Raw genomic sequence first — 24,738 nt, 5'->3', positions numbered from 1 at the left:
TTCAAACAAAGGGGGGAGTTATTTCATTTTTTGATTTACATCTTGCTGTGCTAGGTATTAACTAACATAAATGTAAAAAACAAAATAGAGCTTATACTTTAACTAATGAAGTGTAGAAGAAAAAAAGCACTTTGTAAAAATTTACTCACATGAAAAAACTATTCACTATATTTCAAAGAGTTAAGAACATCAGGAAATAATTTATATTTCTATCAAAAAAACATAACCTCATTTTATCTTATCAAGTAGGGTTGAATGTTGACTTTTATTTTTCGAGTAATTACTCCAACAATTAAATGGTAAAATATTCAAATAAGAACATGTATTCGATGATGAGGATTATGAAAAACAGCAGTGTGAATGTATTTAGAATAGGTATTTAAGATTTATTTCTTCTGATGCCATTACATTTTTTAAAGAGAAGCAAACCAACAATGAGGCATTGAGTGCTGTATTGATATTAACCAATTGTCGATGATTATGGCCGTTTAGAACAGATAAAATAAATAGGTTATGTTTTGCTTTGGTACCGATTATACTGGGGATTCCGTTCCTACACAGAGCAGTTGTTTGGCTCCTGGAGCTGTGACGCTATAAATCATTTTCCTTATACATTATCACTCCAATTATCGTATTTAACATAATATATACAGTCACGTCTTTATCCTTTTAATAAAAAACCCCTAAAATCAGGGGTTTAATCGATTATTCTTGATTCTTATTTTGAGAAGGCTAGGAGGCCATTAGCTTCAATAAAGCTTGTTTAGCTTTATCATTTGTTTGCTTTTCAGCAAGGTTAGAAAGAATCACAACATCTTCATCTATATTTAAAACTCTAGCCACTTTTATAGCTATTTCTTCACTCATTACCTTACCATTACGCCATCTAGACACCGCTTGATGAGTAACATTGAGAAATTTTGCAACAGCATAGTCACTAGGCAAGTCTGCCTCTTCCTTTAGCATGTCTAAAAGTTCAATTGTAGTAATCATAACTACCTCCTACGGCAAGCATAAATCACCTGATTGCGTAGTGCACCACGCAATCAGGTGATTGCTTAGGTGTTTTGATCGTCATATTCTTTGTTTCGTGTTAGCTCTCTTAACCGGATTCGAACGCTGAAAAAAGGGCACGTCCGTTTGTTGTAATCAGTGCCGGTTAAGAGAGCGCTCTCATTCAGGGAGTAGCACAGAGCGAATAACACGGAGAACTAAGCGCATGGCTAAATCACATCAAAATCGAAAATCACAAAAATGTGATGTGCATCTAGAAAAGAATCAGTTTAGAGATGCATACCGCATAATCAGAACACTCTGTCATCACACCCAAAATCTTAGCTCTAACACGTTTGACGACTTTCAAGATGCGTTATGTCATCTAATCGATGCGGTGCCGTATAAGAAAGCAATCTATTTTATGCAAGCACAAGAGTCATGGATTAATCGTGAGTCGTGTTACAAAACTGCATCCCGGGTACAAGCGCACCTATACCGGAAAGAACTCACCGAAATCGCGGAGAGTTTCGACGCATGAGCATGATCAACGCGACAGGAAAGCAGCGTAAGGACAGGCCATTAGCCGCCCTGAATCGCTCGATCTTGTCGAAAATTGCTCACTGTCCTTCATCATCGGCAGCATTCACGACCACAAATGGTCGGGCGATCCGTCAATCATTTGCGCGTGATATCTGCCGTGTGATGACCGTTCTCGTTGATGAAATGTGCTTTCATTCAAATAAGGTCGGGGTTGCAACGGTTCACGGCTTCTCTCTCAGAACATGGGGATTTATTGCTGAAGCTGTGAATCTACCGCTTTGGCGGGTCAAACAATGCGTTAAATATGCATTTCAAAAGGGATGGATCACATCTAAGCAACCGAGAGAACGCTACACAGGCAAAGACAATCGCGATCAATGGCGCGGACTTGCATCAATTAAGCGGGTTACAGAAACCTACTTCAAAGACCTTGGTATCTATGAGCAGTATCAAGAGGCTAAGACAGCCGCTAAACAATGGCTGAAAATGCTTGCCAGACGTTTACAACGCCCCGTCAAATATATTCAAACTCCGATTACATTATTACGCAGACGCCGCAAAGAAGCGGCTATCAATCATCTCCCTCAAAATACCTAACCTTTCTAGCCAATATTTGCCCCGGCCACGGGGCTCTTTTTCGTACCTGACATTTATTTTTGATTAATTAATAATCAAATTCTAATTTCCAGATCCTTTTTTAGATCCTTTCTTGATGATTGTTCACATTCGTTCACTATAGGGATGGTTGTTTTTTATACAGCACCCACAATTTTTGTGGATAACCATCTGTATAACCCATTTAAACTACTCCTAGTTATCGCTATCAGTTATCGCTCTTCATTGCCGGACAACATAGTCTTCGACTAGAACAGATGATATTAGTGAAATTAATAGATTTATATTCTTATCCCCGGCAAAGCGGGGATAAATGGTACCTCCCATTAAATCGCCTTCAGACAAGAGCGGCCAACGGAACACCAACGGGCGATTTAACGGGCCCCGTAACGGAACATGCCAACACAGTCGATCAGCTTCATCATGCGCTTGATGGATATAGGCCGTTTATGTCGCTTCGCGACGGGCTTAGCAAGGAGAAGGGGAGAAATTGAGGCCTCAGAAAAACGAAACCACTTCGCAAGGAAGTGGCTTTGTTTCATACGGTTATGATATTGTTCGAGGGTCGAATCTAAAACATTATCAACCATATGATAGGAACAGTATGATCAATGAGTATTGAATTTGCAATATTTAAAGTAGTACGGAAAGGCTATAAGAACATGATTTCATTTTTTAGAAGAAATGAGCTGAAAGATCCCGAGCTGATTGATTTTGAATTAGCTGATGTGCGGGTTGTTAATTTCGGTACGGCATTAAAAATTGATATTTTGGTGAAGAACTTCGGTTTAACCTCACTTTCTATTTCATCCATTCATCCGGCAATTTCTGTGGCGGACTATATGATTGATACCGCGCCCATTGTAACTTATACGAAAATTCCGCCAGAAACCCGCACAGGCCAACGTGTCTCTTTGATTGTTCCGTCTCCTTATCTCTGTGATAAAAAGTTCCGGCAAGCGTCTCATATTGTCAGTGTGAACCATTTAACATTGCTGGCTCACCGGAATAACGAATCAAAATTAATCGAGATGGATTATATGGGTCATACAAAATGGCAACGGGAAATAAAGAATTACTTTTAATAGTTTAATCATTTATGATTTTTATATAAAATACCCGTCGGACGTGTCCTTATTCAGTTAGCTAGGTATGAATATGGACAATAAAAATAATCACCATCCATTTTTTTCTGTTGGCAATCATCGTATCACCTACGAGCAGCAACAGAATTTCCCCCAAGATAGAGAAAACTGCATCGCTGTTGACTCTATCCGATCCCTCGAAACACTCGTAAACCGGAGTCAAGAGCCGTTAGAGATTGTGTTTCATCCTTCAGAGCCGGACGTATGGCCTGAATTCATGGCTTTCATCATCGCGTGGCATGTCAGACAGTCGGTTTCCGGCCTGTTTCGTGCTGCCTGAACAAAACTAATAACGCAGTAGGCAAAATATGAAAACACTATCCATTGATGAGATTAACCGGGATTTAAACGCGTTGGATGCAGCAGATCAACTGACCTCAGTATTGAAAGCGGAGATAGACAAGTTTAAGGACATGAACCCCCAAAAACTGGTTAAGCAGGCAATGGGGATGCTGATGAAAGGTGATATGTCACTCGAAGCACTCGGTTTACCTGTCAATCTGTTTGACCAAATTGAGCAACTCGAAAAAATCAATCGTGTTGCCAGAGCAAAATATCGGGCTCGAATTATCGCAGACAGGGCAATGCTCGGTGAAATTGAACCCGCTTTGATGACGGAGGCTTAGGTTATGGCCAGACAGCAAAACCCAGTGCGTGGATTCGTCCGTTGTCCCGTCTGTACGTCATCATCAACGGTTCATCAAGTCGGGGAAGGTCGGTTAATTGAAACCGGAGAGCCGCCCAAAAATAACCGTAACTTGGGGCTTATGTATTACCGTTGTCCTGAATGTGGCAACAGCTCGATCAGTCGGAAAGTGAATGATTTTATCGGGGTCAACATGGTTGAAAATGAATCTCAGCTACAAGCGGAAGCCCGGTTACCTGACCCGGTTACACCGTTACCGATAACCGGGGAAGTGGTCACCGATGAAACCAGTCAGGACACGGTTTCAGAGCAGGATAACCGGGTGGTTATCAGACGATTCATCATGTTGATAGGCGTGATCGTATTCATCGTTTGGTTAATTCGTCGGTTCATGCTTCGCGTGAAACTCAATGAGGTTAATGAGAGTGCAGGGGTACAAGATGCAACAGCCTGATACGGACAGCGAATTACTTGAGCCGGATACATCCACTGATGATTGGGGGGATTTCAGCGCGGTCATTGATGCGTTAAATCAGCAGGAAAATAAACCGACTGAACCGGATGATACCGAACCGAACAAATCAGATGACAAAGAAGAGCAAAGCGAAGCCGCGGCCGCTTTCCTTGACATTGCTTTTGTGGTCACCGAACAAGTTACATCCATGTTAGTCGGTTTTGAATTTGAATTTGACGAAAAAGGCAAGACCAAAGTTATTGAAGCGGCAAAACCAGTGTTAACCAAGCATAGTGAAGGTATTTTTATGAAAATGCTCGGGAACTACTTTGAAGAGGCAACCTTGCTTTTTGCGATCATTACTTTGGGTTACAGCACCAGAAAGCAGATCGTCAAAACGAAAAAGCTGATTGCTCAACAAGCCAAACAGGACAGGGGGGAAGGAGAATATGCCGAAGAAGCCACAGCCGTTGCAGTTTCCTAACCCGGTCAACTCGAATCAATCTTTAGATGCAGAGCATACCATTTATGTCGCGGGCACTGGGGGTGGGAAAACCTCCGCGGTGAAACATCTCGACTTAATCCCCAAAGGGGCGCAAGTCGTTTTCTTTGACCCATACAAAAACTATGCTGAAGACAAGTTTAAAGGTCAGATGGTTCAGGCCACCTCTTCACGTTTAACGTTTGTTCGCGCTTTAGTGTCGGCTCGCAAGCGAGGGGATACCTTTAAATTAGCCTATGTTCCTGAAAGTGGCGCGAACAGCGAAGAATTGGAATTTTTCAGTGCTGTTGTCTGGTCGGTCGGGAACGGCCATGCTCCAGCCCTGCATGTCGTGATTGAAGAGCTGGCTTCCTGTGCCGAGACGTCTGCCAAACTCAAGGGACGAGCCGGAGAGTTATTACGGGGCGGGCGTCAGTATGGTCTGGTGATTCATACGGTCTTTCAGAAGGGGCAGGAAGTGCCTAAAACGGTCACCGATCAATCGGCCGTTTGGTGGATCGGTGCCGTTAATTCTGCCGCGGATGCTGAATGGCTTTCAATTCGTCGGGGAATTAATGTGAATCGGATAATAGGGCTAAAATCTGCCAAGGTGAACAAGAAAACCATCAATAAGCCGATTGCGGAATATCTGCTTGTCCGGGACGGGATCGGCAATATTGAACATGCTGCTTTTAACTGCCGAACAGGGGCAAAACTATCTCTGAATTATCGCTAAACGACAGCGATTAACATCACAATTCAACCTATAGGTTAAGCGCTTAACCTATAGGTTATCCAAGCTTTCCAAACTTCAATTTTCCTCGTTTTATAAAGCCGAACTTGGGCATTTTCGCCCTAATTAACTCACCAACGTCGCAAGACAAGGGGATTTTTATTTTATGTTCGGTTTTAAACCTAAACAACTACTCGCAATCGCGATTGTTTCCGCATTGGTAGCAGCCCTTACCGTCTGGGCATCAAACAATGTTGACGCTGTCGAAGACGTCATCGGAGATTAAGCACTATGAATTCAGTTATGAAATTAAACTCGTTCACTGGTGTTGGCTACGGTGAGAAAGCCTCGTTGACGATCCCGACGGGTCCGGTTTATGAAGAGATATTTCTCGAAACCAACCTGTCACCGGAACAAATCAAACGAGTCTCGATTACGCTCAACGCAGATGAAATCATTGTGCTTGATGGCCGTCTGATGAAAGCTTTGGAAGCCTATAAAGGAATGCCGTCAATTGATGGTTTCTATCATATTCCACTGGCAGACATCACCGCAAAAACTAAAAACGGGATGCGTTATACAGCGCTGGTCACTGAGCCTGGGGATAACATCGTACTGGAAATTGAAATTGCACCGGATAACTCCGGTAGCGCTCCGGCGATACAGCTAAAAGGTCATGCGACGGTTTCCCCACAACAAGCGGCACGGATTGTTGTGCCACAAATCAAAAAACACACCATGCAAGCCACATCAACAGAAAATGAGTTCCTTGATCTCACGTCATCGCCTCTTCTGCTGGTTCGTCGGATGCATTTTTTGTCAGAGACGGTGAACTCACTCGAAATTCACCGTGATTATATCAAAGTCTATGACACAACACGGGCTGTTGAAACCATGCGCGCCAAGCGAAATAAAAAGTATTGGCAATCGGGAATGTATCACTTCGATCCGATCATGCGCGGTTACTTCATTGATGAACTGTTCCAGACAGCGCACACCAATGAACTCAAATTCACAGTGAAAACTGATGAGGCTGTCGGCTCTATTCCGATCATTGTTGAGTCAGTCAAGATTGTTCGCCCTGACCTAGTTCAGTAAGGGGGGTAATCATGGCGTTCTTAGATGATTTAAGTAATTTTGGCTCCGGCTTACTCGATAGTGTCGGGGAAGGTTTCGACAGTCTTGTCGGAGCCGCTACCAGTGACAACAGTTCAGTCAACGCCAACACGCAACCACAGGCAACTCATCAGGCCGATAATAACGGTAATAAAGTTACACCATCACAACCGTCTGAGCTCAATCAAACATGGCTCTATGTCGGTGGAGGCATCGCGCTACTGATATTGATTGTCTTGTTTGTCATGCTGATGAAACGGTAAAGGGGGACGTATGCCAGTATTTGTAATCCCTCTTTTAGCCAGTGTTGCAGGCTTTGGGGTTGGACTTTGGACGGGGTCGGCTACAGGAAAACTGTTAAAGGTCTTTGCGGCACTCATGGTTATCTATCTTGCATGGCGTTTCTATAACGCGAAAGGGGGTGGTCAATGATCCCATCATTCGGGGGAGGACTCACCAATTCCGGCACGATGCCGATTAGTGCAAATGGCGGACAGGCTGGCCCAAGTGGTGCCAGCAATAAATCCAGCTTTGGGGGGATCCGTAACGGTGCCATCAACTTTGGTGGCGGCAGTCCGGGACAATGGATCCCTTGGATTGCGGTAGCAATAGGGGTGACATGGTGGCTATGCAGAAAATAACAATCAGCTATCTGGCACCGTCGCGTCGGGATATTAACGCTCATTTTGAATTACTCAAGCCAGCATTTAACGGCTCTCATGACCCTAAATCTGAATGGTTGGATGTGGTAGAGAAGGTGCAAACCGGACAAGCGAGTTTGTACTTGATCAAAGCAAAAGATGTTCAGATCCGTTTTGTTGGTCGTGTGATTGACGGGATTTATCACGTGATCTGCTCACAAGGTCGCGGCCTTGCTCATGCTGCACCGGTGATTATTGAGCGGTGCCTCAGTATGGGGTATCCGGCAATCTCTTATCATGCTTATCGCCCCGGAATGGGGCGTCTGTTACGGGGATTCGGGTTTGAGCTGGACAGTGTTCCGGCTCCGGGTGAATCGCGTTATGTGCTGAATTTGGAGGGCTACAAGCATGGGTAAAGGGGGCAGTAGTTCAAGCAGTACCACAAATAACAACACCAATATCAACGGCACCAATGCCGTTCAGGGCGACAATCTTGGTGTCTTAATTAGTGGGGTTCAGGGGAGTGTCGGCAACATTACCATGACCGACCAAGGCGCAACCAAAACAGCCGGAAAAATCGCAGAAGAGGCGCTCAATCTAGGTGGAGACACCGTTTCAGCAATGGCTTCCTCAATTGATAAAACCCTTGATTCAAATACAAAAGTGTCAAAGGCTGCGTTTGATTTTGGCGAAGAGTCTCTCAAAGGAGCTTTGTCTGCCAGTAACAAGTCCCTCGATAAGATGGAAAGTGTTTCAGAATCGGCAATGAGTGCTTTGAAGTCTATGGCTAGTCAAAGCAACGAGAGCGCTAGAGCTGCCCTGACCATGGCTGGCGACGCCAAACAGCGTGAACAGATAGGTAACGCAACAGAATGGACAAAAGTCGCTTATGCGATTTGTGCCGTTCTTGCGATTGGTGCGGTGGCCTATGCAATCGTGAAGGGGAGCAAATGATTTTACAACCCAATACCGAAACCCCAATTTCAGTCGGGGGACGGGGAAAATATTTGATTGTCCGGTCAACATCGGCACCGGTTTTTATTTCTGCCGACGGCCTCAGTCCTCAGCGGCTTGAATCTGGTGACCGGATCAATGTTCTGGAGTTTGAAAAGATGTTTTTAAGTCATCATTCACATAAAACAGTGAATTTTGACTATCAGATTTCAGACTTAGAGCACAAACCAGCCTCAACATCGGGGCTGGTTGTTCAGCGCATCATTGAGCCGATTCAGTTTGAAGCCAGTGTGAGAGTTGAGGACGGTTTGAAGGTGGCAACAATACCTTCATCGCAAATGGTGACCCATCCTGATATTGAAATCACACCCCAAACCAAGACCAAACTGACATCGGGCGGTTATCGTCAGGTCGTGATGCAAGTCATCAGTGATGAATTGACCGACTTGCGTGTCGGTGACTTTAACGTCTCAGGCAACCGAGGCGCACTGGTCATCGGTAGCAAAGCGGCAATCGGCTCGCTCTCGTTTAATTTTTCAGGGGAGCTGTATGTTTATAACGTCAGTAGTAACACTGCTCGTCTCGCGGTTTTGGAGGTGAAATGATGCAAATAAATAGCCCTGTATCCGTGGTCCAAAGTCTACCTGAGGTTGAGGTGAAAACCATGCCTCAGATTGAGGTGAAAACCATGCCTCACACCGAGGTCAGTGTCACCAACTGGAAAGCGGTTCAGACCGTGACCCAACAACCAACTGAGATTTACGGCCGCAATGACGTGGTACTCAATGGCAGCACTCAACGTATCGATGCCAATCCAAAGCGTCAGGGGCTGATTTTACAGGCAGATGAAGGGAATCAGGGGGAGATTGTGATTCAAAGCTTTCTCCGTGTCCCTGCTGGTGCGGTGGTCGAATTTCCGGCCTCGAATGCGGTCACCGTAGAGGGGATCGCGGGGGATGTACTTCATATCGGGGAGCGCGTATGAATTTTAGTTATTCGCAAGCCTCCGGCTGGAAACGGGGAGATATACGGATTTGGACACGCCCGTTAAGTGAAATTCCTCACGGCTGGCAACTGTGCGACGGCACCAACGGCACCCCGAATTTACTTGATCGTGCATTGGTAGGAGCCGGACGGATGTATCAACAACATGAAATGTTTGGCGATACATTTCGATATCCGGGAGTCAATGTACAACCTCGCACCTTAACTCATCAAAACTTACCAGCACACAATCATACGTTTGCCCGTGTATGGTTCCATGAGAGTTCAGGCGGCAGTAATGTCTGGGGGATTAGTGGCTCTAGTTCTGCACCCACAGCAACGAGTTATACAGGTGGGAACGTCGCCCATAACCACGATGCAACCGTGACCCCAATTGATACCCGTCAACCATCGATAGGTATTATTTTTATTATGAAAATGAGGTAACAACGTACTATGAAAGTTACAGCAATTACACAAGACCAAATGATTATCGTTGATGGCGTTGTTGCAGAGATGTCCAAAATCGGCGGCTATCAGATGACCCATGGTGAATGGGCGGTTCAGTACGATACCGCAATCGGAGCGGGGCATATCGAATATCTGGACGCCCGACCCAATCAGGTGATTGGCGAAAACGAATTTAATGCGCGCTATGCATGGTTGATTGACGAGCATCAGCGTTATCAAGACTACGTCAAAGACCAGAGCGCATGAATCAGCCGCTCTTGATTAGCCTGACCATCATCACAGGAGGACTTGCCTATATGCTTTACCGCTCAACGCTTCCGCGTGGCGTTCGGAATAATAACCCGCTCAACATTCGTGACTCAGCGAATGATTGGGAAGGTAAATCAGGATTTAACCGTGATAAAGAATTCGAAGAGTTCAAACACCCTGTCTACGGCTTTCGGGCTGGCGCACGGATACTGAGAAGTTACAGCCGCCAAGGATACAAAACACTCAGTCAAATGATTTACCGCTTTGCCCCAGACAATGAGAATGACACCGCGCTCTATGTGCAGCAAATCAGCCAATGGACAGGGCTTGAGCCAAATCAGACAGTTAATGTCAATGATAACGACCAACTCGCCCGCCTACTTTATGCAATGAGCCGTAAAGAGGTCGGCAATTATTACGGCCTGAGCATGGCACAACAAGGGGTTGCAATGGCATGACAAAGCAAGACATGAAACGGATCGCCCTGTCGGTTGCCGGTGCAATTCTGGCAGCGTACACCATCAAATATCTGAAAAGGAGCCATCTATTATGAGCGATTTTTTCAAAAACAAATTAGGCATCGATATCAACCAAGCATCGACCAAAAAGGGATTCGCGTTAATCGGTGCAGGTGTCGCACTAGCGGCCGGACACCCTGAACTATTAACCGCCAGTATCACACCGGACGGGGTTCACTATGGTGGTTTAATTGGCACCGCTGCCCCTGTATTCATCGGTATCTGGGAAACGCTGAGAGATGAATTCAAGTAATGGCAGAATATCAAACCCTGATAGTTGCTGCGGTGAGCGCGTTATTTAGTGGGATTGGTGTTGGTATCACCTTGAAAACTGATGTGAAGTGGCTCCGGGTGATGTTGGAAAAAATAGATCAACGGGTGACTCATCTGGAACAAGGTAAGGGACAATGACAGAACAAGAGATTGTAGTAAAACATGATATTACTTTAAAACTTGCGGCAACCATATCTGCGATTGTCTTTCTATCAATAGCAATAATTAAAATGAGGTGATATGGCAAAGTCTCTCACAGTCCGGCAAGCTGGCCGTAAAGGCGGGAACGCAACCAAGCGAAAGTGGAAAACCGATAAACTTTTTGCTGCGACGATGCGAAAGAAACTCAGTGCAGCAGGAAAGAAAAGCGTCAAAGTCCGTCGCCAAAAGAAAAAATGACATACCAGAATGACAAAGCCCCCGTATTGGGGCTTTTTGCTATCAAAAGCAGTAACGCCTGATAGATATATTGATGTATAGGTGATGTTAATACAGGCTAGCTCTCAAGAACACAACCCAACCAATACGAACCCTTGTGCATATAAAAACGCTTAGTATGATACATAAAATAAAACGAGAGAAATAATTATGGCTAGGTTGTGTCGATTTAATTTCGATAATTTTGTATATAACTTCGAATCAAATGTTGTAGCAAATGGGTTCTCGTTACCGACTACAATAGGTGGGGCAATTGCTGAACCTCTTTCCATGCTAACAGCAATAGATAGTGCTTTAAATTTTGGAGCAAGGATACCGAAGATCCCCGGAGGGAAAGCAGCAGTATATGGTTATGCTTTATATGGTGCTTATTATGCAGGGGTTTTACTCGGATCGGCAATAATGGCTTCGAACCGGGCAACGCGATGTGATTTGAGGCAATTGAGACGGGCAGCTAAGGACTTAAGTTTATACGGCTCTTGGATCGATGATGCTGTAAATCATTTTCCCGACATTATGAGGGCACAGTAATGAAATCATATCTTATGGATCGAATGAAGCTACTTTCGGTAGCCTTATTATTTGTGTCTATCATGATTCTGGACAGTATATATATTCATAACTATATCAAAATTGCTTTGGCCTGTGCTTATGGCCTTTATTTGATATTGAGTATTTATTACAAGATAAAAAATCGTAATCAGAACCCGCCAACATAGGCGGGTTTTTTCTTATTAAGATCTTTTAAATCTCTTTTTACTTCTCATCAGCAGAGCATAGCTATCATTTGATTTAATGTTCTTGGGTATATTAAGTTCTATTGCGGAGAACTCACGGCCAGAGGGTGTCAGTAACTTATCTCCACGGATCTTGAACCCATACCATGGTGTAGAGCTGGGAAGATACCCCCGGTGCCTAATCAAGAGTAAGCGTGCTTGTGCAACAGGCCATTTATTTTGTTGTTTAAAACGGTAGAGAGAAGACACTGAACATCCTAAATAGTCCGCGGCTTCTTCCATTGAATCAAACTCGCTGATCAAAATCTCGCTGAGCTGACGATTTAACACACCGCATTGATACAATTCATCGCGCAATTTGATGCGCTGCCTTAGCTTTTTCACGTGATGTACCTCACAAAATCATCAAAAAAATAGAAAATGATGATTTCAGGTGTTAGGGCGCTTAGCTTGCGCCTAACACTCAAAATCTGAGGGATTATGTAAATGATTGCTATGAATGAATGTATCAATTAAGAGGTGAGAAGCATTAACGCATTGAATCGACTCAATTATCTTATTTAACATAATATATATAATACGTACTATAGTTATGTGCAATATTTAGTCTGTTTAGCTTCCGCTGCGTTAACATGATTACTCTCAACGAATTTAAACCCATTACCATGTTCGCTACATCATGATGTTCAAACGCTATCTTTCTGCGACACCCATACCAGCTTACAGCTCTCGGTAGCTGATTTTCTTCCGGCTTTCACGTAGAACTTTTTGTTGAGATGCTGTACCAATAAATACGGTATAGATGCATGTGTCTGTAATTGTCAGTTTCAGCTAGCGAACTATCTCAATATTCGTAGAAAATAACGATGTTGTTTGCCTCTTAGACTTAGTGATTTGTGGTTGATTGGGTCCGTGTTATCTATCTTTGCTGGAGATTTATATTGTTTGGTTTCTTCTAAAAAACTAGTTATAGTGCGTTAGTTGTGACAACATCTTGAGATCCAATATCTCATCAAATCAACTCTATATTAGGTGTTTCTATCTCTTGTGAGTTTGCCACTAATGATGGTTGCTCACTGTTCAGAAGCCCAACAACCTGGCAACGCCCACGATCTTTAGCTTCATACAACCCTTGATCTGCTTCATTTAATAACTCAGCGACTGAGTCTTTTCCAAGCGATGAACTAACGCCTAAGCTAATGGTGACCTGGCCCGTCTGCCTAAAGCGATGTTGGGAAACCGCATTGCAAAGTTTCTTGGCAAGATGAAACGCCTCTAGGTAGTCTGATTGAGGACAAATCACAACAAACTCTTCACCTCCCCAACGGCCAATTTCATTCGGCTGATTTAAAGACTGTTGCAGTAAGCAAGTCACTTCAATCAAAGTATTATCACCAACCAAGTGTCCATATTCATCATTGATAGCTTTGAAATAATCAATATCGATCAGAATGATGGAAAACTCACAACCTGATTTTTCTGACTGATTGAGACATTTTCTCATCAACTCATCGAGTTTCATTCGGTTGTAAATACCGGTCAATGGATCTCTTTCGGCCATTTGCTCGACTTGTTTACGATCAGTCCTGTCAGTAAAAATAGCCATATAACCGGTCAGATTCTGACGTTTATCAAATCTCGGTATGACGGATGTATGTAACCATAACTCATCCCCAGTTCGCGTCTGGCTATGGAGTTCTCCTTGCCACTGTTTACCGGGTAACAATGTTCTAAACATTGAGAAAGGTTCTTGCTCGATCACATGAGGAGCGCTGAGCATACCGTAAGACTGTCCGAGTAATTCATTCTTTGTATAACCCGTTAATTTTAGAAAAGCATCATTACAATGCTGAATAAGGCCCTGCTTATCAGTGGAAATGACGGGAATATATTGGTCGATGATATTGAGATTATCCTGATTTTCAATTGATAACTGATTTAACATAATCTTACGGTGAATTGAGTGCCATACGACCAAAATTCCGAGCGGTACAGAAAAAGCAGCGACGGCCATTACTGCAATCAATAAGATGCTCATGTCTGCACGATAAGCTCCGCGCATTCGATATGCCAGAGTCAACGGTTCATGACTGGGAATCAGTCTTGAGAAACCAAAAGTAGAAAATCCTGAGACTTCCCACATAGCCAAAGTTGTTGGTAATGACTGATACGCATCATGCTTATGACTTGAACTTCGGTTCGAATACAAAATCTGACCGTGCTCATTCAACAAGTAAATATCAGCATCTGGCTGAAAAAATAAGTGCTGCAGAAACTCAGTAATATCAAGATTGACAATAAGTGCACCAATCAATCGTTCTTGCATAAAAATCGGTAAGCCAGCCTGAAGCATTACTTTTTGTGCCTTCATGAGGCTGGATGCCTGCGTTATCTGAGAGAACCAAATCTCATCGGACTCAACTTTAAGTCGTTGGTGAATATCTGGGAAAATAGGTTCTTGATCCGCTGGTAAAAAATCTATTTGACTGTTTAGCTCAACCGTCTTTACAAAATGGAGTAAAGAGCTTCCGTTGACATTCAAAATGTCTAGTTGTTCAATTGCAGGAAAACTCTGTGTAAGTTGCTGAATTATAGTACGAAGGGGTAACTGATGACTGGTGTCGGAATTGATTAGGTAATTCTGTACAATGTCACTCTTTTGTACCGCTTGAAGTGAACTTTTTACGAATTTCACATAAAGATCAGAGTATTGTTCAGCGCTAGCAAAGAAAAACTGCGCACGATTCTCCACAATCGCACCTTTCTGGTACTGATGATATATCAGTACCAATGACACTGACGTTATCGAGAGAATGAAGTAAATAAACTTCGTATATGTTTTGGGCAGAGCCATGACATTGTTCTTATTCCTTGACTTAAACAATATAAAATCTAGCTCATATTCAAGGAATAGCAAACAGAGGTCAGGTATATAGAATTTAGTGTTTATTTTTTTGATTAATGCCTGATTTTTTCAGCCCACTGAAAGGAAAAACATTGCGAATCCGCTGCTGGATACTCTTTGGCACCGACGGAGAAAATTTGAGTCGAATTCCCTCTCGGCGCTGATAGGCTTTCAGATATCCATCAAATGGAGAATGGTGGCCAATTTCTGTCAGGTTATGCTTTAACGTCACTGGTAAATGACCTTTGACTTTAACCAACTCACCTTTCTTAAAATGAACGTACAACACAGGCCGATCAAGAACAAGCAACCAGAAAATGACAACAGCTGCAATAATTATGACGTACATCATTATATAATTCCTTGATTATTCAGATAATAATCGATTTAAATCCTCTTTAAGCGAACTCATTTTCTGACTCGTTTTTTCAGTTTTAGAGGCTTCGCTGAGTAAGTATTCAATCGCTTCAGATAAGGTGCATCCTAGTTCATTCGCACGAAAAGCCAGTTTTTCCCATACGCGATAATCTAAATCAATAGACTTCTTGCGGGTATGAATCTGTTCAGCATTATAATGTCTTTTCCGTTTCGCCCGAATCGCCTGTTTCAGCTTGTTATCCAGTTCAGGTGACATATGTTGCTCAATCCACTCCAATACGTGGATGGGCTCATGTTCAATCTGACTCAGTAATGCAACGGCATGATCAATCTCACTGCTATCGATGTGGCGAGTAATCTGAACCCCCTCTTTATAGCGATCCATGAGGTATTGCCATTTCCATCCACATTCCAGATTTTCAAGTTGCTGGTATTTCATTTGGGATAACCTATTGTTTTATGCAGAATGAGCTTAGATGCAGTGACAGCGTAACCCATGATATAAATATCTGCAAATAGATCGTTGATCAATGGGATGTGAATCTGTTTTCCAAGTAACTTTTTCTATATAATCTTTCATCTTTAAATTCATATCGAATATGCAATGACAAATGATATATGGCGCTTTGTAACGCCTCAGTTCGACGACTACAGCACACAATTATCACAATACCCATCGATTCAACCCGCTGATTTTATGTCAACCCAGCCTCGACTCCAATCGACACTACGTCGCTTTACCGAGCTGACAGGACTGAGCCGCTTATTGGTTATCCATGCACCTGACAATTCAGTTTATCGCCATATCATCCAGAATAGTCTCTCAGCTCTACTTCCAGAGAATATACCGGTGATCACCAGTGAGTCTCTGGAAAAAAAGCACATGTTTACCACGGTCAAAGCAGATAATGGGCACCTTGTCAGCGAATTTTCCGGTTTGCTCGATAAAGCTGATGGCGGTTATTTGATTGTCTCTCCTAACTGGCTGATCAAAAATGCCGCTAGCTGGCCAATTCTGAAAAGTGTTTTGCTTGGTGAAGAAGTCTCGGCATTGAACTGTGATGAAAAATCACCACTCCAGTATGAATGGGCGAAACGTTACGATATCAAACTGATCCTATCTGGCGATCGCGAGCAGTTGGCAACGGTCGATTATATTGATGATGATATTCGTAGTGGTTTATCTCTTTATACAGAGATGGAACTGGAGATGAAAATTGAGCCAGACACCCTTACCCACTATTTCGCATATTTAAAATGGTTGCTGCAAACTTACCGCTATCCGGACCTTTCAGAAGACGCTGTTCAGTTACTGTTGGCTGCTGGCGTTCGTCAAACCGAAGATCAGCAATATATTCCTCTGTGTTTATTCTGGCACCGGACGTTGTTGGAAGAAGCAGCCATTGAAGCTGGCAAGAGCATGATTGAGTCTCACCATATTCAGTCTGCACTGGATAAACGCTATTATCACGAAAGTTATCTGCCGGAACGCGCACTGAGTGATATTCTCAATGGTCAGGTATTGATTGAAACACAGGGCAAACAAGTCGGTCAGGTCAATGGGTTAACGGTGATTGACATCGCAGGACATCCTGTCTCTTACGGAGAGCCAGCTCGTATTTCATGTGTTGTTCACTTTGGTGACGGAGATATCAGTGACGTCGAACGTAAAGTCGATTTAGGGGGTAACCTTCATGCGAAAGGCATGATGATTATGCAGGCATTTGTCAGCAGTGCTCTGGAATTGAATGCACCACTCCCCTATTCTGCATCGGTTGTATTTGAACAATCATATAGTGAGGTCGATGGTGACAGCGCTTCTTTGGCTGAAGTCTGTTCATTGGTGAGTGCATTATCAAACATCGCCATTGATCAACAGATTGCCGTGACTGGTGCGGTGGATCAATTCGGCAGAGTTCAGGCTGTCGGTGGCTTAAATGAGAAAATTGAAGGGTTTTACCATGTTTGTTGTCATCAAGGTCTAACTGGCAAGCAAGGAGTCATCCTGCCTAAAACCAATTTAAGGAATTTGGCACTTCACCATACTCTGGTGAGTCGTATACAAGCCGGAGAGTTCCATATCTGGCCCGTATCAACCGTTGACGAAGCAATTCCTATCCTCATGGGAAAACCCTTTCGTCGGAAAAATACAGATGAAGCCCTAAACAAAGATAGTGGCTTTGAAAAAAATAGTGTTCTTGAAAAGATAGCTGAGAGAATTGAATTATTCGAGCGTGAAGAAAATCCGGAAAGTTTATGGGAAAAACTCAAAAATAGACTGAATTTCTACTGATCGGAGTTGTTTCACATACACTGCTTCACTAACATGCTCGCTGTTGATATTTGGAGTAATAAATAATGCAAAATAAACGTGAATCTTATAATCGTGACGACCTTCTGGCATCAAGCAGAGGTGAACTCTTTGGGCCAGGATATCCACAATTACCAGCTCCCAATATGTTAATGATGGATCGTGTAACTAAGATGTCTGAGACAGAAGGTGAATTTGGTAAAGGTTTGATTCTAGCTGAGCTTGATATTACTCCTGATCTATGGTTTTTTGACTGCCACTTCCCTGGTGATCCAGTGATGCCAGGTTGTCTCGGACTTGATGCAATGTGGCAACTTGTCGGCTTCTTCCTCGGCTGGGTTGGCGGCAAAGGTAAAGGCAGAGCTTTAGGTGTTGGTGAAGTGAAATTTACCGGCCAGATTCTGCCAACAGCGAAAAAAGTGACTTACGAAATTAACATGAAACGTGTCGTCAACCGTAAACTGGTTATGGGTGTCGCGGATGGCCGAGTTTTAGTTGATGGTAAAGAAATTTATGTAGCGAAAGATCTAAAAGTTGGCCTATTTCAAGATACATCAACTTTTTAATCATGAATGCGATACAAGGCGGTTCGTTCACGAACCGTTTTTTTATTCTGCTGATAATTAGTTATAGTGCATTAGGTGCGTACAATAAAGCCCCTGCTTACAGGGGCTGCGTCTCAGTGTATGTGGAATGTTTCGTTATTTATAGAGACCTGCATTCTTGTCATCTCTGGCTTCGCGCCAACCGCCCATCCAATAGGAGCGAACATCCATCTGTTGGTAAGGGCACTCCTCAGCAGAACGACCATTTAACCCTGCTTTGTACCCCTGAGACTGTGCTCTTCCCAGACGATCTCGCTTTTGTCTCTTCATAGTAAAGTCCTCATACATTAACGATTCATTAACTGATAACTGTTACAAAGGTGTGGCTTTTTTATGACCACACCTCTAAGAATCGCTCAATTAGGAATCAGACTCAAGCATAAAAAGGGACCAAAATAAGTGCAAATCTAAATCTGTGACTCATTCCGATTATTGACAAAACTCACCGTTTTCGACGGAACCAAAGCAGAGTCAGTAGTGTCAAACCAGCGCTACCCAAAGCACCACCACTTCGCTTCGTCGGGCTTGATTCATGTCCTCTGGCACTGATGTCACTGCTGGTTGCATTCTCTATCGGAATGAGCTTCACCGCAACGGTTGTCTCTGTTCGCCCGCCATCACCACATGTCGCATTGTGAGCGGTTGAATCATATCCACCACTACACTTAATTGCCGTTGCTGCAATTACACCCGCATCATTAATATCAGATGCATTCAGAATACGGTATTGATTGTTATTTGCAGAAAAATTACCACCGTTAGTCAAATCATCCAGTAACCAAGGTCGGTTGGCGAAAATACCCATCCGTGTGGCGTTACTACCGGTTGTATTATACGGATAGATAAACGCACGCTTGCGTCGCGGCTTACCACTACTTTCACGACTGGATTCCGTATCGACCTGACCAACAATTTCATTAAAGTTATTGATCGCATTCGCATGGCCACCAGCACCGGAGAACGAAATGTTGTCAGAGATAAACTGCGCGGATGGTGATGTGGCACTGACATCCGGTACGACAAAAAACCGATTAGCCGCAGCACCACCGGATGGCCGGCTTCCCGCCCGTTTCGCTTCGCCAATCGCAACCAGGTTGTCATTAACAGCAGTCAAAACAGTATGACTATAGATTCGATCATTGCCCGATTTGGCCTTTGCGTCATTAATCTCAGTGGATTGCCACGATGCTACGCTCGCATAATTGCCTGTAGCCACCTGAAAGACTGTCGCATTCATAAAATTATTATCGCTGTCGTAGGTATTATAACCGACGCCATAAATGTTCCCATTTTTGACCACAAAGTCACGCATACTGCCTTGGGCAAGGCGCTGATCTTTTTCCTGACTAACCCCTGCTCCCCAACCAATTTGGATCACCGCCCCATCACTGCCCCAAATCGCAGCATTAGAACTGTAATAGTTACCAAAACTATTGGTTTTATTGCTCGATACACTCCCGACAGTGAAAGTCCCATCGGTTTTCCAGGCTCGGGATTTATCAAATCCATTTTTGACTGGTTTTATAGATGTTGGAACTTGGGCTTCAACAGTCTGACGGTTATCCCCTGTCGACAGTTGAATCCCAATCGGACTAGAGCTGGTTGTTAAGCTGTTGATCACGGTATTCTGACTACTCAAGACAGAACCGCCTTCGACAAAGGCGATTGCGTTAACAGTATGATCACCGGTCAGCTCACGTCGCCATTCCGTCCAATGGGATTCACCCCAAGCATCACAAGTTGAATAAAGCAACTCACTCGAACAATAATTCTTTAAATCATTCTCTGTCTGAGCGAAAGAGAAAGCGTTATCCATCCCGAAAGGTACTTCTTCGCGATAACTGATTCCATCAACCGCTTCACCAGCCATTGTTTTCTGAATTCGAGTTTCTCCGGCAAGATTAAAACCAGAGCAAGCCGTCCCACCGATCGAGCTCGCGAGAAAACAACTATTAAAATTAGTGGCTGAATGACTATCATCCGTAGAAGGCTGAATTGCGACACCAAATGCACTTTGGTAACTATTTGAAGAAACAGGGGGCGTCACTTCAACAATTTGATAAAGAGCAGCATGAGCCTGCGTCGCTGCAAATACAGAAAAGGCTAAAAGTGATATTTTCGTCTTGATTGGTGTCATTATTATTTACTGTCCTGTTGTAATGCTTCAAGCTCTTCCCAGCGGTTAAATGCCTGCTCAAGTTCTTTTTCCGCGGCATCTAATCGTTCCAAAGTGGGTTGAGTCTGTTCAACACCCTGCGAAAAAAAGTCAGCATTGTTTACTTGCGCCTGGAGTGTTTCTATCTCTTGTTCCAAAGCTTCGAGCTGTTCCGGAAGCGACTCAAGTTCACGTTGCTGCTTGTAAGATAATTTTTTACCTTTACTGACCTTCGCAGGAGGATTTGTTTTCACTGAAGCGCCCGTTGCCTGCACCGGAGAGACTTCCGGCTGTGACGCTTGACGCTTCATCTGTTCATTTCTTGCCGCGAATACTTGCTGCCGCTGTTGCTGCGCATCGTGATATCCGCCGACAAACTCTTCAATCTGGCCATTGCCCTCAAAAATCCAGCTTGTCATCACAGTATTGTCCACAAAATGACGATCATGGCTGACCAAAAGCAATGTACCCTGATAGTTGGCAAGTAAATCTTCCAAAAGTTCCAGTGTCTCGATATCTAAATCGTTCGTTGGTTCATCCAGCACCAAAAGATTATTCGGGCGGAGGAATATTCGGGCTAACAATAATCGATTTTTCTCCCCGCCAGATAGCGCTTTCACTGGCGTTCTTGCCCGCTTCGGAGAAAAGAGAAAATCCTGCAAATAGCTTAAAGCATGGCGTGGACGCCCACCGACCATCACTTCTTGCTTACCGTCAGCCAAATTATCCATTACGGTTTTTTCAGGATCCAGTTTCTCTCGATACTGGTCAAAATAGGCAACTTCCAGTTTCGTACCACAATGTAAGCGGCCATGAGTCGGCTGGATTTTCCCTAATAACAATTTTAACAATGTACTTTTACCGCAACCATTTGGCCCGATCAAGGCAATTCGGTCACCACGCATAACATTAAAGCTAAAATTATCAATGATACAGCGACCATCAATGTCATACGAAAGATTTTCAGCCTCAAAGACAATCTTACCGGAGCGAACCGTATCATCTAATTGTAAGTTTACTTTACCCTGAACCTCACGTCGCTCACTGCGCTCTTGGCGAAGTTTTTTTAAGGCTCTCACCCGCCCTTCATTACGTGTTCTACGGGCTTTAATGCCTTGACGAATCCAAACTTCTTCCTGAGCGAGCTTCTTATCAAATTCAGCATTTTGCAGTTCTTCAACACGTAGCAGTTCTTCTTTCTCCGTCAGGTATTGTTCATAACCCGTCTCGAATGAAGCAAGCTGCCCGCGATCTAAATCGACAATCCGAGTCGCCATCGACTGAATAAAGCTACGGTCATGTGAAATAAAGATGATTGACCCTTTGAAATCCTTCAGAAAATTTTCCAACCACTCAATCGTCGTGACATCCAAATGGTTGGTCGGTTCGTCGAGTAATAATACGTCAGGTTCACAAACCAGTGCCCGGGCCAGTGCGGCCTTCCGCTGCCACCCACCGGATAGATCGGTTAATAACGTCTGACCATCAAGATTTAACGAAGCCAAGACATTTTTAATCCGTTCATCAAAACGCCATCCGCCATTATGATCCAGTTGCTCCTGAACCTGCGCGAGTCGGGTAATATTTTTCTCACTTGGATCACGTTCAATCAATGTCAGCAATTCTTGATAGCTCTGAAGCTGTTGACCAACATCAGCCAGACCATCGGCAACATACTCAAATACCGTCCCTTCCTGATCTCTGGGCGGGTCTTGCTCCAGACGAGAAACCACGACGTCTTGTGTTACGGTCATTTTGCCGTCATCCAGATGAATCTCTCCACAGAGAACTTTCATTAACGTTGATTTGCCCGCACCATTTCGGCCCACCAGACAGACCCGCTCGTTTTCCTGCAGAGAAAAGTCAATATGATCCAGCAACGGATGATCACCAAATGCTAAATACCCGTTATGAATGCTTATTAATGCCATATGCTTCTAACCAATTTTGAATGCTGTGAATATAACGGTCATTTTGATACTCATCCCTGAAAGCTAAGCGCCATTTGTGACGGTGTCACTATGATTTGCACTTATTTTCCAGTCATCATCATTGACTGACCAACAAAGCAGGCTGATTTTGGGTCAGCCTGTTCACTAAATAAAATTATCGCGCTGTATGTTATCGGGAAATGAAGCAAGATATCAATTATTCCGCATCTGCTTCACGATGACGAATGATCCAACAGTTATGGATTTGCTGATGCCGTTTAAAATCTAAAGGCAATGTTTGTGATGAGATATTCTCCGCAGAGAGTTGTAGTGCGGCCATACCTTCCATATCCATCTTAAACTGCCGTTTATTATTAGAAAATACGATGACACCATCCTGACGCAGAATACGTTTCAGATGTTGCATGACATGGATATGATCTCGTTGAACATCAAATGTCGCCGCCATTCGTTTCGAATTTGAAAATGTCGGAGGGTCAATAAAAATTAAATCATATTGCCCTTTCGCTTGCTCAAGCCATTGTAAGCAATCCGCTTGCTCGTAGCGATGTTGACGCCCAATCTGCCGATTGAGAGCCATATTTTCTTTCGCCCATTCCAGATATGTTTTGGACATATCAACTGTCGTGGTTGATTTTGCCCCACCCAATGCAGCATGGACCGTCGCTGTTCCTGTATATGCGAACAAATTCAGGAAATCCCGACCTTTTGCCATCTCTCCCAAACGACGGCGTGTCAATCGATGATCGAGAAACAGTCCGGTATCGAGATAGTCATATAAATTAACAATAAACTGAGCGCCATATTCCCGCACTTGCGAGGTTTTAGCTTTGGTGGACATTTTCTGATACTGCGCATGTCCTTTCTGTTTTTCTCTCACTTTCAGGACAATATGATTTGCATCGACATCCATCACCTGCGTCGTCGCCCGAATCATATCGGTCAGACGCCGTTTGGCTTTCTCCGGTGCAATTGATTTTGGTGCCGCATATTCCTGAATAACCACATGGTCGCCATACACATCAATTGCAGCATTATAATCGGGCAGATCAGCATCATAGACACGATAACAATCAAGCTGTTCTCGTTTTGCCCATGGGGTGATTTTTGCGATATTTTTGCGTAACCGATTGGCAAAATCGGCAGCGACTTCCTGAGTTGCCGACTGGCGCTGGCTCTCGTCTCGCTCAGCAATCGCATAGATTTTTAAGTGACAAGGTAACGAACCATTTCTCATTTTGAATTGTTTATCAGCCCGCATCCGCAAACAGCTTAATAACTCGTCAGAACTGGAAAGGAACATCGCCTTACATCCGCCAAACTCAGATTTCAGCTGTGCACCTAACGAAGCATACAATGCAATGAGACTAGGCTCCGTCCCTAACCGCTCCCCATAAGGTGGATTAGAAATAATTAAGCCAGCCTGAAAAGACACCGGACGTTGTAGCTTTGCAGCATCCATCGATTGAAATTCGATTAGGTCACGTACACCAGCACGACGGGCGTTTTCTTTTGCCAGCTTCAGCATCTTCTCATCATAGTCATAACCATAGATAGGTACTGAGACTTGTTTGATTCCTCTTTTCGACTGAACACTGGCTTGTGTTTTGACTTGTGTCCACAGCTCGGGTTCATAGTCAGGCAGAGACTGGAATCCCCAATGAGCCCGATTGATACCGGGCGCTATCCCAGCAGCCATCATCGCCGCTTCAATGACGATCGTGCCGGATCCACACATTGGATCCATCAACGCAATCTCACCCTGCCAACCACTACGCATGATCATCGCTGCCGCCAGCGTTTCTCGCAAAGGCGCAGCACCAGCTTCGGTCCGGTAACCTCTGATATGCAAGCTTCCCCCAACCATGTCGATCCCCATGATGGCTTTTTCTTTATTCAAACGGACATGCACCCGAAGATCCGGACGATCTTTACTGATCGTTGGTCGAGGTAAGTTTCTTTTCGTAAAATGATCAACGATCGCATCTTTTACTTTAACCGCCCCGTACTGACTATTGCGGATCGACTGATTGGTACCGTTGAAATCGACTATCACCGTTCCCGATGGCTGTAAGTAATCACTCCACCGAATGGCTGATGCCGAGAGATAAAGATCCATATCATCCTGACATGAAAACTCTGAAAGAATTCGGATAAAACGTGAAGCGACTCTGCTCCAAAGGCAGCAACGATAAATTACTTCATTGGTGGCGCGGAACCGGACACCGGCCTGAACAACTTGGGTGTCACTAACACCTAAACGGTTCAACTCTTCTGCTAATAGATTCTCAAGTCCGATTGAAGTCGTGGCTAAATACTGATGCATCGATGGTCTTTACTCTGAAAATTGGCCCGCAATTATACCTGACATTCGTCTATTTGGGTAAATCAAACCAAGGAATTTTTCTTTTTCTGCTCTGAAAGTCGTCATTTTTTCTCTC

General features: G+C 43.9%; 32 protein-coding genes. 23 read left to right on the top strand and 9 right to left on the bottom strand.

Annotated features, from left to right (window positions below):
* Nucleotides 1-732 precede the first annotated feature (732 nt).
* Nucleotides 733-993: a helix-turn-helix domain-containing protein gene (locus BSQ33_RS00950; RefSeq protein ID WP_088132960.1), complete on the bottom strand. Its 261-nt coding sequence runs from the start codon at nt 991-993 to the stop codon at nt 733-735.
* Nucleotides 994-1,530: 537 nt separating this feature from the next.
* On the opposite strand from BSQ33_RS00950, the gene BSQ33_RS00940 reads away from it, so the two are divergent.
* The 21 genes from BSQ33_RS00940 (at nt 1,531) to BSQ33_RS21490 (ending at nt 11,215) form a co-directional block, all read left to right on the top strand.
* Entirely contained in the window at nt 1,531-2,133 is a 603-nt protein-coding gene (locus tag BSQ33_RS00940) for a hypothetical protein (protein ID WP_088132956.1), read from the top strand.
* Between the two features lie 629 nt (nt 2,134-2,762).
* Nucleotides 2,763-3,236, top strand: coding sequence for a hypothetical protein (locus tag BSQ33_RS00930; protein ID WP_088132953.1), 474 nt, complete (start codon nt 2,763-2,765; stop codon nt 3,234-3,236).
* Between the two features lie 73 nt (nt 3,237-3,309).
* Nucleotides 3,310-3,576: a hypothetical protein gene (locus tag BSQ33_RS00925; protein ID WP_088132951.1), complete on the top strand. Its 267-nt coding sequence runs from the start codon at nt 3,310-3,312 to the stop codon at nt 3,574-3,576.
* Nucleotides 3,577-3,604: 28 nt separating this feature from the next.
* Nucleotides 3,605-3,922 (top strand): hypothetical protein, encoded by a 318-nt coding sequence (locus tag BSQ33_RS00920; RefSeq protein ID WP_088132949.1) that lies wholly within the window; start codon nt 3,605-3,607, stop codon nt 3,920-3,922.
* A 3-nt stretch (nt 3,923-3,925) separates the two neighbouring features.
* Nucleotides 3,926-4,396: a hypothetical protein gene (locus tag BSQ33_RS21775; RefSeq protein ID WP_198298125.1), complete on the top strand. Its 471-nt coding sequence runs from the start codon at nt 3,926-3,928 to the stop codon at nt 4,394-4,396.
* On the top strand, nt 4,383-4,880 hold the full coding sequence (locus BSQ33_RS00910) for a hypothetical protein (RefSeq protein ID WP_088132947.1): 498 nt from the start codon (nt 4,383-4,385) through the stop codon (nt 4,878-4,880). The genes BSQ33_RS21775 and BSQ33_RS00910 overlap by 14 nt, the downstream gene beginning before the upstream one ends.
* Complete coding sequence (locus tag BSQ33_RS00905; protein WP_088132946.1) at nt 4,846-5,613, top strand: hypothetical protein; 768 nt, start codon at nt 4,846-4,848, stop codon at nt 5,611-5,613. The genes BSQ33_RS00910 and BSQ33_RS00905 overlap by 35 nt, the downstream gene beginning before the upstream one ends.
* 288 nt (nt 5,614-5,901) lie before the next feature.
* A complete protein-coding gene (locus tag BSQ33_RS00900) occupies nt 5,902-6,708 on the top strand; it encodes a major capsid protein P2 (protein WP_088132944.1) in 807 nt (268 codons plus the stop codon).
* An 11-nt stretch (nt 6,709-6,719) separates the two neighbouring features.
* A complete protein-coding gene (locus BSQ33_RS00895) occupies nt 6,720-6,989 on the top strand; it encodes a hypothetical protein (RefSeq protein ID WP_088132942.1) in 270 nt (89 codons plus the stop codon).
* 10 nt (nt 6,990-6,999) lie between these two features.
* Entirely contained in the window at nt 7,000-7,158 is a 159-nt protein-coding gene (locus tag BSQ33_RS21770) for a hypothetical protein (RefSeq protein WP_198298124.1), read from the top strand.
* Entirely contained in the window at nt 7,155-7,367 is a 213-nt protein-coding gene (locus BSQ33_RS00890) for a hypothetical protein (RefSeq protein ID WP_088132940.1), read from the top strand. The genes BSQ33_RS21770 and BSQ33_RS00890 overlap by 4 nt, the downstream gene beginning before the upstream one ends.
* Entirely contained in the window at nt 7,355-7,783 is a 429-nt protein-coding gene (locus BSQ33_RS00885; protein WP_157721478.1) for a hypothetical protein, read from the top strand. Before BSQ33_RS00890 ends, BSQ33_RS00885 begins: the two co-directional genes overlap by 13 nt.
* A complete protein-coding gene (locus BSQ33_RS00880; protein WP_088132937.1) occupies nt 7,776-8,321 on the top strand; it encodes a hypothetical protein in 546 nt (181 codons plus the stop codon). The genes BSQ33_RS00885 and BSQ33_RS00880 overlap by 8 nt, the downstream gene beginning before the upstream one ends.
* Nucleotides 8,318-8,926, top strand: a complete 609-nt coding sequence (locus tag BSQ33_RS00875; RefSeq protein WP_088132935.1) for a hypothetical protein — start codon at nt 8,318-8,320, stop codon at nt 8,924-8,926. The genes BSQ33_RS00880 and BSQ33_RS00875 overlap by 4 nt, the downstream gene beginning before the upstream one ends.
* On the top strand, nt 8,923-9,306 hold the full coding sequence (locus tag BSQ33_RS00870; RefSeq protein WP_088132933.1) for a hypothetical protein: 384 nt from the start codon (nt 8,923-8,925) through the stop codon (nt 9,304-9,306). Before BSQ33_RS00875 ends, BSQ33_RS00870 begins: the two co-directional genes overlap by 4 nt.
* A complete protein-coding gene (locus tag BSQ33_RS00865) occupies nt 9,303-9,752 on the top strand; it encodes a hypothetical protein (protein ID WP_088132931.1) in 450 nt (149 codons plus the stop codon). Before BSQ33_RS00870 ends, BSQ33_RS00865 begins: the two co-directional genes overlap by 4 nt.
* 9 nt (nt 9,753-9,761) lie before the next feature.
* A complete protein-coding gene (locus BSQ33_RS00860) occupies nt 9,762-10,022 on the top strand; it encodes a hypothetical protein (protein WP_021020713.1) in 261 nt (86 codons plus the stop codon).
* A 50-nt stretch (nt 10,023-10,072) separates the two neighbouring features.
* The gene (locus tag BSQ33_RS00855) at nt 10,073-10,483 is read left to right on the top strand and encodes a virion protein (protein WP_088134495.1); all 411 of its coding nucleotides are present in this window, start codon (nt 10,073-10,075) and stop codon (nt 10,481-10,483) included.
* Between the two features lie 91 nt (nt 10,484-10,574).
* Nucleotides 10,575-10,796 (top strand): hypothetical protein, encoded by a 222-nt coding sequence (locus BSQ33_RS00850; protein WP_021020710.1) that lies wholly within the window; start codon nt 10,575-10,577, stop codon nt 10,794-10,796.
* Complete coding sequence (locus BSQ33_RS21765) at nt 10,796-10,954, top strand: hypothetical protein (RefSeq protein WP_198298123.1); 159 nt, start codon at nt 10,796-10,798, stop codon at nt 10,952-10,954. The genes BSQ33_RS00850 and BSQ33_RS21765 overlap by 1 nt, the downstream gene beginning before the upstream one ends.
* 102 nt (nt 10,955-11,056) lie before the next feature.
* The gene (locus BSQ33_RS21490; RefSeq protein WP_157721336.1) at nt 11,057-11,215 is read left to right on the top strand and encodes a hypothetical protein; all 159 of its coding nucleotides are present in this window, start codon (nt 11,057-11,059) and stop codon (nt 11,213-11,215) included.
* A gap of 773 nt (nt 11,216-11,988) precedes the next feature.
* On the opposite strand, the gene BSQ33_RS00835 is transcribed toward BSQ33_RS21490, so the two are convergent.
* The 4 genes from BSQ33_RS00835 to matP form a co-directional block, all read right to left on the bottom strand.
* Nucleotides 11,989-12,375, bottom strand: coding sequence for a DUF3653 domain-containing protein (locus BSQ33_RS00835; protein WP_088132926.1), 387 nt, complete (start codon nt 12,373-12,375; stop codon nt 11,989-11,991).
* Nucleotides 12,376-13,003: 628 nt separating this feature from the next.
* A complete protein-coding gene (locus tag BSQ33_RS00830) occupies nt 13,004-14,845 on the bottom strand; it encodes a sensor domain-containing diguanylate cyclase (RefSeq protein WP_088132925.1) in 1,842 nt (613 codons plus the stop codon).
* 85 nt (nt 14,846-14,930) lie between these two features.
* A complete protein-coding gene (locus BSQ33_RS00825; protein WP_088132923.1) occupies nt 14,931-15,248 on the bottom strand; it encodes a DUF3634 family protein in 318 nt (105 codons plus the stop codon).
* Between the two features lie 15 nt (nt 15,249-15,263).
* On the bottom strand, nt 15,264-15,713 hold the full coding sequence (gene matP, locus BSQ33_RS00820) for a macrodomain Ter protein MatP (RefSeq protein ID WP_021020319.1): 450 nt from the start codon (nt 15,711-15,713) through the stop codon (nt 15,264-15,266).
* 165 nt (nt 15,714-15,878) lie between these two features.
* Here matP and BSQ33_RS00815 point away from each other — a divergent pair, with 165 nt between their 5' ends.
* Both BSQ33_RS00815 and fabA read left to right on the top strand, forming a co-directional pair.
* A complete protein-coding gene (locus BSQ33_RS00815; RefSeq protein WP_088132922.1) occupies nt 15,879-17,567 on the top strand; it encodes a S16 family serine protease in 1,689 nt (562 codons plus the stop codon).
* Nucleotides 17,568-17,632: 65 nt separating this feature from the next.
* On the top strand, nt 17,633-18,151 hold the full coding sequence (fabA, locus tag BSQ33_RS00810) for a bifunctional 3-hydroxydecanoyl-ACP dehydratase/trans-2-decenoyl-ACP isomerase (RefSeq protein WP_021020321.1): 519 nt from the start codon (nt 17,633-17,635) through the stop codon (nt 18,149-18,151).
* A gap of 135 nt (nt 18,152-18,286) precedes the next feature.
* Here fabA and rmf read toward each other — a convergent pair whose 3' ends face one another.
* From rmf to rlmKL, 4 genes are all read right to left on the bottom strand, one after another.
* Nucleotides 18,287-18,460, bottom strand: a complete 174-nt coding sequence (gene rmf / locus BSQ33_RS00805; RefSeq protein WP_027694189.1) for a ribosome modulation factor — start codon at nt 18,458-18,460, stop codon at nt 18,287-18,289.
* Between the two features lie 172 nt (nt 18,461-18,632).
* Entirely contained in the window at nt 18,633-20,327 is a 1,695-nt protein-coding gene (locus BSQ33_RS00800) for a DUF3466 family protein (protein WP_088132920.1), read from the bottom strand.
* A 2-nt stretch (nt 20,328-20,329) separates the two neighbouring features.
* On the bottom strand, nt 20,330-22,276 hold the full coding sequence (locus BSQ33_RS00795) for an ABC transporter ATP-binding protein (RefSeq protein ID WP_088132919.1): 1,947 nt from the start codon (nt 22,274-22,276) through the stop codon (nt 20,330-20,332).
* Between the two features lie 217 nt (nt 22,277-22,493).
* Complete coding sequence (gene rlmKL / locus BSQ33_RS00790; RefSeq protein ID WP_021020325.1) at nt 22,494-24,623, bottom strand: bifunctional 23S rRNA (guanine(2069)-N(7))-methyltransferase RlmK/23S rRNA (guanine(2445)-N(2))-methyltransferase RlmL; 2,130 nt, start codon at nt 24,621-24,623, stop codon at nt 22,494-22,496.
* Between the last annotated feature and the right edge of the window lie 115 nt (nt 24,624-24,738).

Origin of the sequence: Vibrio gazogenes (assembly GCF_002196515.1) — a bacterium.
GTDB lineage: Bacteria > Pseudomonadota > Gammaproteobacteria > Enterobacterales > Vibrionaceae > Vibrio > Vibrio gazogenes_A.
The sequence above is the reverse complement of the archived record's forward strand: the minus strand, read 5'-3'. Positions and strand labels throughout refer to the sequence as shown.

Excerpts from the sequence above, each read along its gene's own strand:
- BSQ33_RS21490 (WP_157721336.1), top strand. The coding sequence starts at position 11,057 with ATGGCAAAGTCTCTCACAGTCCGGCAAGCTGGCCGTAAAGGCGGGAAC.
- BSQ33_RS00930 (WP_088132953.1), top strand. The coding sequence starts at position 2,763 with ATGAGTATTGAATTTGCAATATTTAAAGTAGTACGGAAAGGCTATAAG.
- BSQ33_RS21770 (WP_198298124.1), top strand. The coding sequence starts at position 7,000 with ATGCCAGTATTTGTAATCCCTCTTTTAGCCAGTGTTGCAGGCTTTGGG.
- BSQ33_RS21775 (WP_198298125.1), top strand. The coding sequence starts at position 3,926 with ATGGCCAGACAGCAAAACCCAGTGCGTGGATTCGTCCGTTGTCCCGTC.
- BSQ33_RS00800 (WP_088132920.1), bottom strand. The coding sequence starts at position 20,327 with ATGACACCAATCAAGACGAAAATATCACTTTTAGCCTTTTCTGTATTT.
- BSQ33_RS00815 (WP_088132922.1), top strand. The coding sequence starts at position 15,879 with ATGACAAATGATATATGGCGCTTTGTAACGCCTCAGTTCGACGACTAC.
- BSQ33_RS00830 (WP_088132925.1), bottom strand. The coding sequence starts at position 14,845 with ATGGCTCTGCCCAAAACATATACGAAGTTTATTTACTTCATTCTCTCG.
- BSQ33_RS00855 (WP_088134495.1), top strand. The coding sequence starts at position 10,073 with ATGCTTTACCGCTCAACGCTTCCGCGTGGCGTTCGGAATAATAACCCG.
- BSQ33_RS00870 (WP_088132933.1), top strand. The coding sequence starts at position 8,923 with ATGATGCAAATAAATAGCCCTGTATCCGTGGTCCAAAGTCTACCTGAG.
- matP (WP_021020319.1), bottom strand. The coding sequence starts at position 15,713 with ATGAAATACCAGCAACTTGAAAATCTGGAATGTGGATGGAAATGGCAA.
- BSQ33_RS00865 (WP_088132931.1), top strand. The coding sequence starts at position 9,303 with ATGAATTTTAGTTATTCGCAAGCCTCCGGCTGGAAACGGGGAGATATA.
- BSQ33_RS00795 (WP_088132919.1), bottom strand. The coding sequence starts at position 22,276 with ATGGCATTAATAAGCATTCATAACGGGTATTTAGCATTTGGTGATCAT.
- BSQ33_RS00920 (WP_088132949.1), top strand. The coding sequence starts at position 3,605 with ATGAAAACACTATCCATTGATGAGATTAACCGGGATTTAAACGCGTTG.
- BSQ33_RS00875 (WP_088132935.1), top strand. The coding sequence starts at position 8,318 with ATGATTTTACAACCCAATACCGAAACCCCAATTTCAGTCGGGGGACGG.
- BSQ33_RS00925 (WP_088132951.1), top strand. The coding sequence starts at position 3,310 with ATGGACAATAAAAATAATCACCATCCATTTTTTTCTGTTGGCAATCAT.
- BSQ33_RS00890 (WP_088132940.1), top strand. The coding sequence starts at position 7,155 with ATGATCCCATCATTCGGGGGAGGACTCACCAATTCCGGCACGATGCCG.
- fabA (WP_021020321.1), top strand. The coding sequence starts at position 17,633 with ATGCAAAATAAACGTGAATCTTATAATCGTGACGACCTTCTGGCATCA.
- BSQ33_RS00880 (WP_088132937.1), top strand. The coding sequence starts at position 7,776 with ATGGGTAAAGGGGGCAGTAGTTCAAGCAGTACCACAAATAACAACACC.
- BSQ33_RS00900 (WP_088132944.1), top strand. The coding sequence starts at position 5,902 with ATGAATTCAGTTATGAAATTAAACTCGTTCACTGGTGTTGGCTACGGT.
- BSQ33_RS00910 (WP_088132947.1), top strand. The coding sequence starts at position 4,383 with ATGCAACAGCCTGATACGGACAGCGAATTACTTGAGCCGGATACATCC.
- BSQ33_RS00850 (WP_021020710.1), top strand. The coding sequence starts at position 10,575 with ATGAGCGATTTTTTCAAAAACAAATTAGGCATCGATATCAACCAAGCA.
- rlmKL (WP_021020325.1), bottom strand. The coding sequence starts at position 24,623 with ATGCATCAGTATTTAGCCACGACTTCAATCGGACTTGAGAATCTATTA.
- BSQ33_RS00825 (WP_088132923.1), bottom strand. The coding sequence starts at position 15,248 with ATGATGTACGTCATAATTATTGCAGCTGTTGTCATTTTCTGGTTGCTT.
- rmf (WP_027694189.1), bottom strand. The coding sequence starts at position 18,460 with ATGAAGAGACAAAAGCGAGATCGTCTGGGAAGAGCACAGTCTCAGGGG.
- BSQ33_RS00940 (WP_088132956.1), top strand. The coding sequence starts at position 1,531 with ATGAGCATGATCAACGCGACAGGAAAGCAGCGTAAGGACAGGCCATTA.
- BSQ33_RS00895 (WP_088132942.1), top strand. The coding sequence starts at position 6,720 with ATGGCGTTCTTAGATGATTTAAGTAATTTTGGCTCCGGCTTACTCGAT.
- BSQ33_RS00860 (WP_021020713.1), top strand. The coding sequence starts at position 9,762 with ATGAAAGTTACAGCAATTACACAAGACCAAATGATTATCGTTGATGGC.
- BSQ33_RS00950 (WP_088132960.1), bottom strand. The coding sequence starts at position 993 with ATGATTACTACAATTGAACTTTTAGACATGCTAAAGGAAGAGGCAGAC.
- BSQ33_RS21765 (WP_198298123.1), top strand. The coding sequence starts at position 10,796 with ATGGCAGAATATCAAACCCTGATAGTTGCTGCGGTGAGCGCGTTATTT.
- BSQ33_RS00905 (WP_088132946.1), top strand. The coding sequence starts at position 4,846 with ATGCCGAAGAAGCCACAGCCGTTGCAGTTTCCTAACCCGGTCAACTCG.
- BSQ33_RS00885 (WP_157721478.1), top strand. The coding sequence starts at position 7,355 with ATGCAGAAAATAACAATCAGCTATCTGGCACCGTCGCGTCGGGATATT.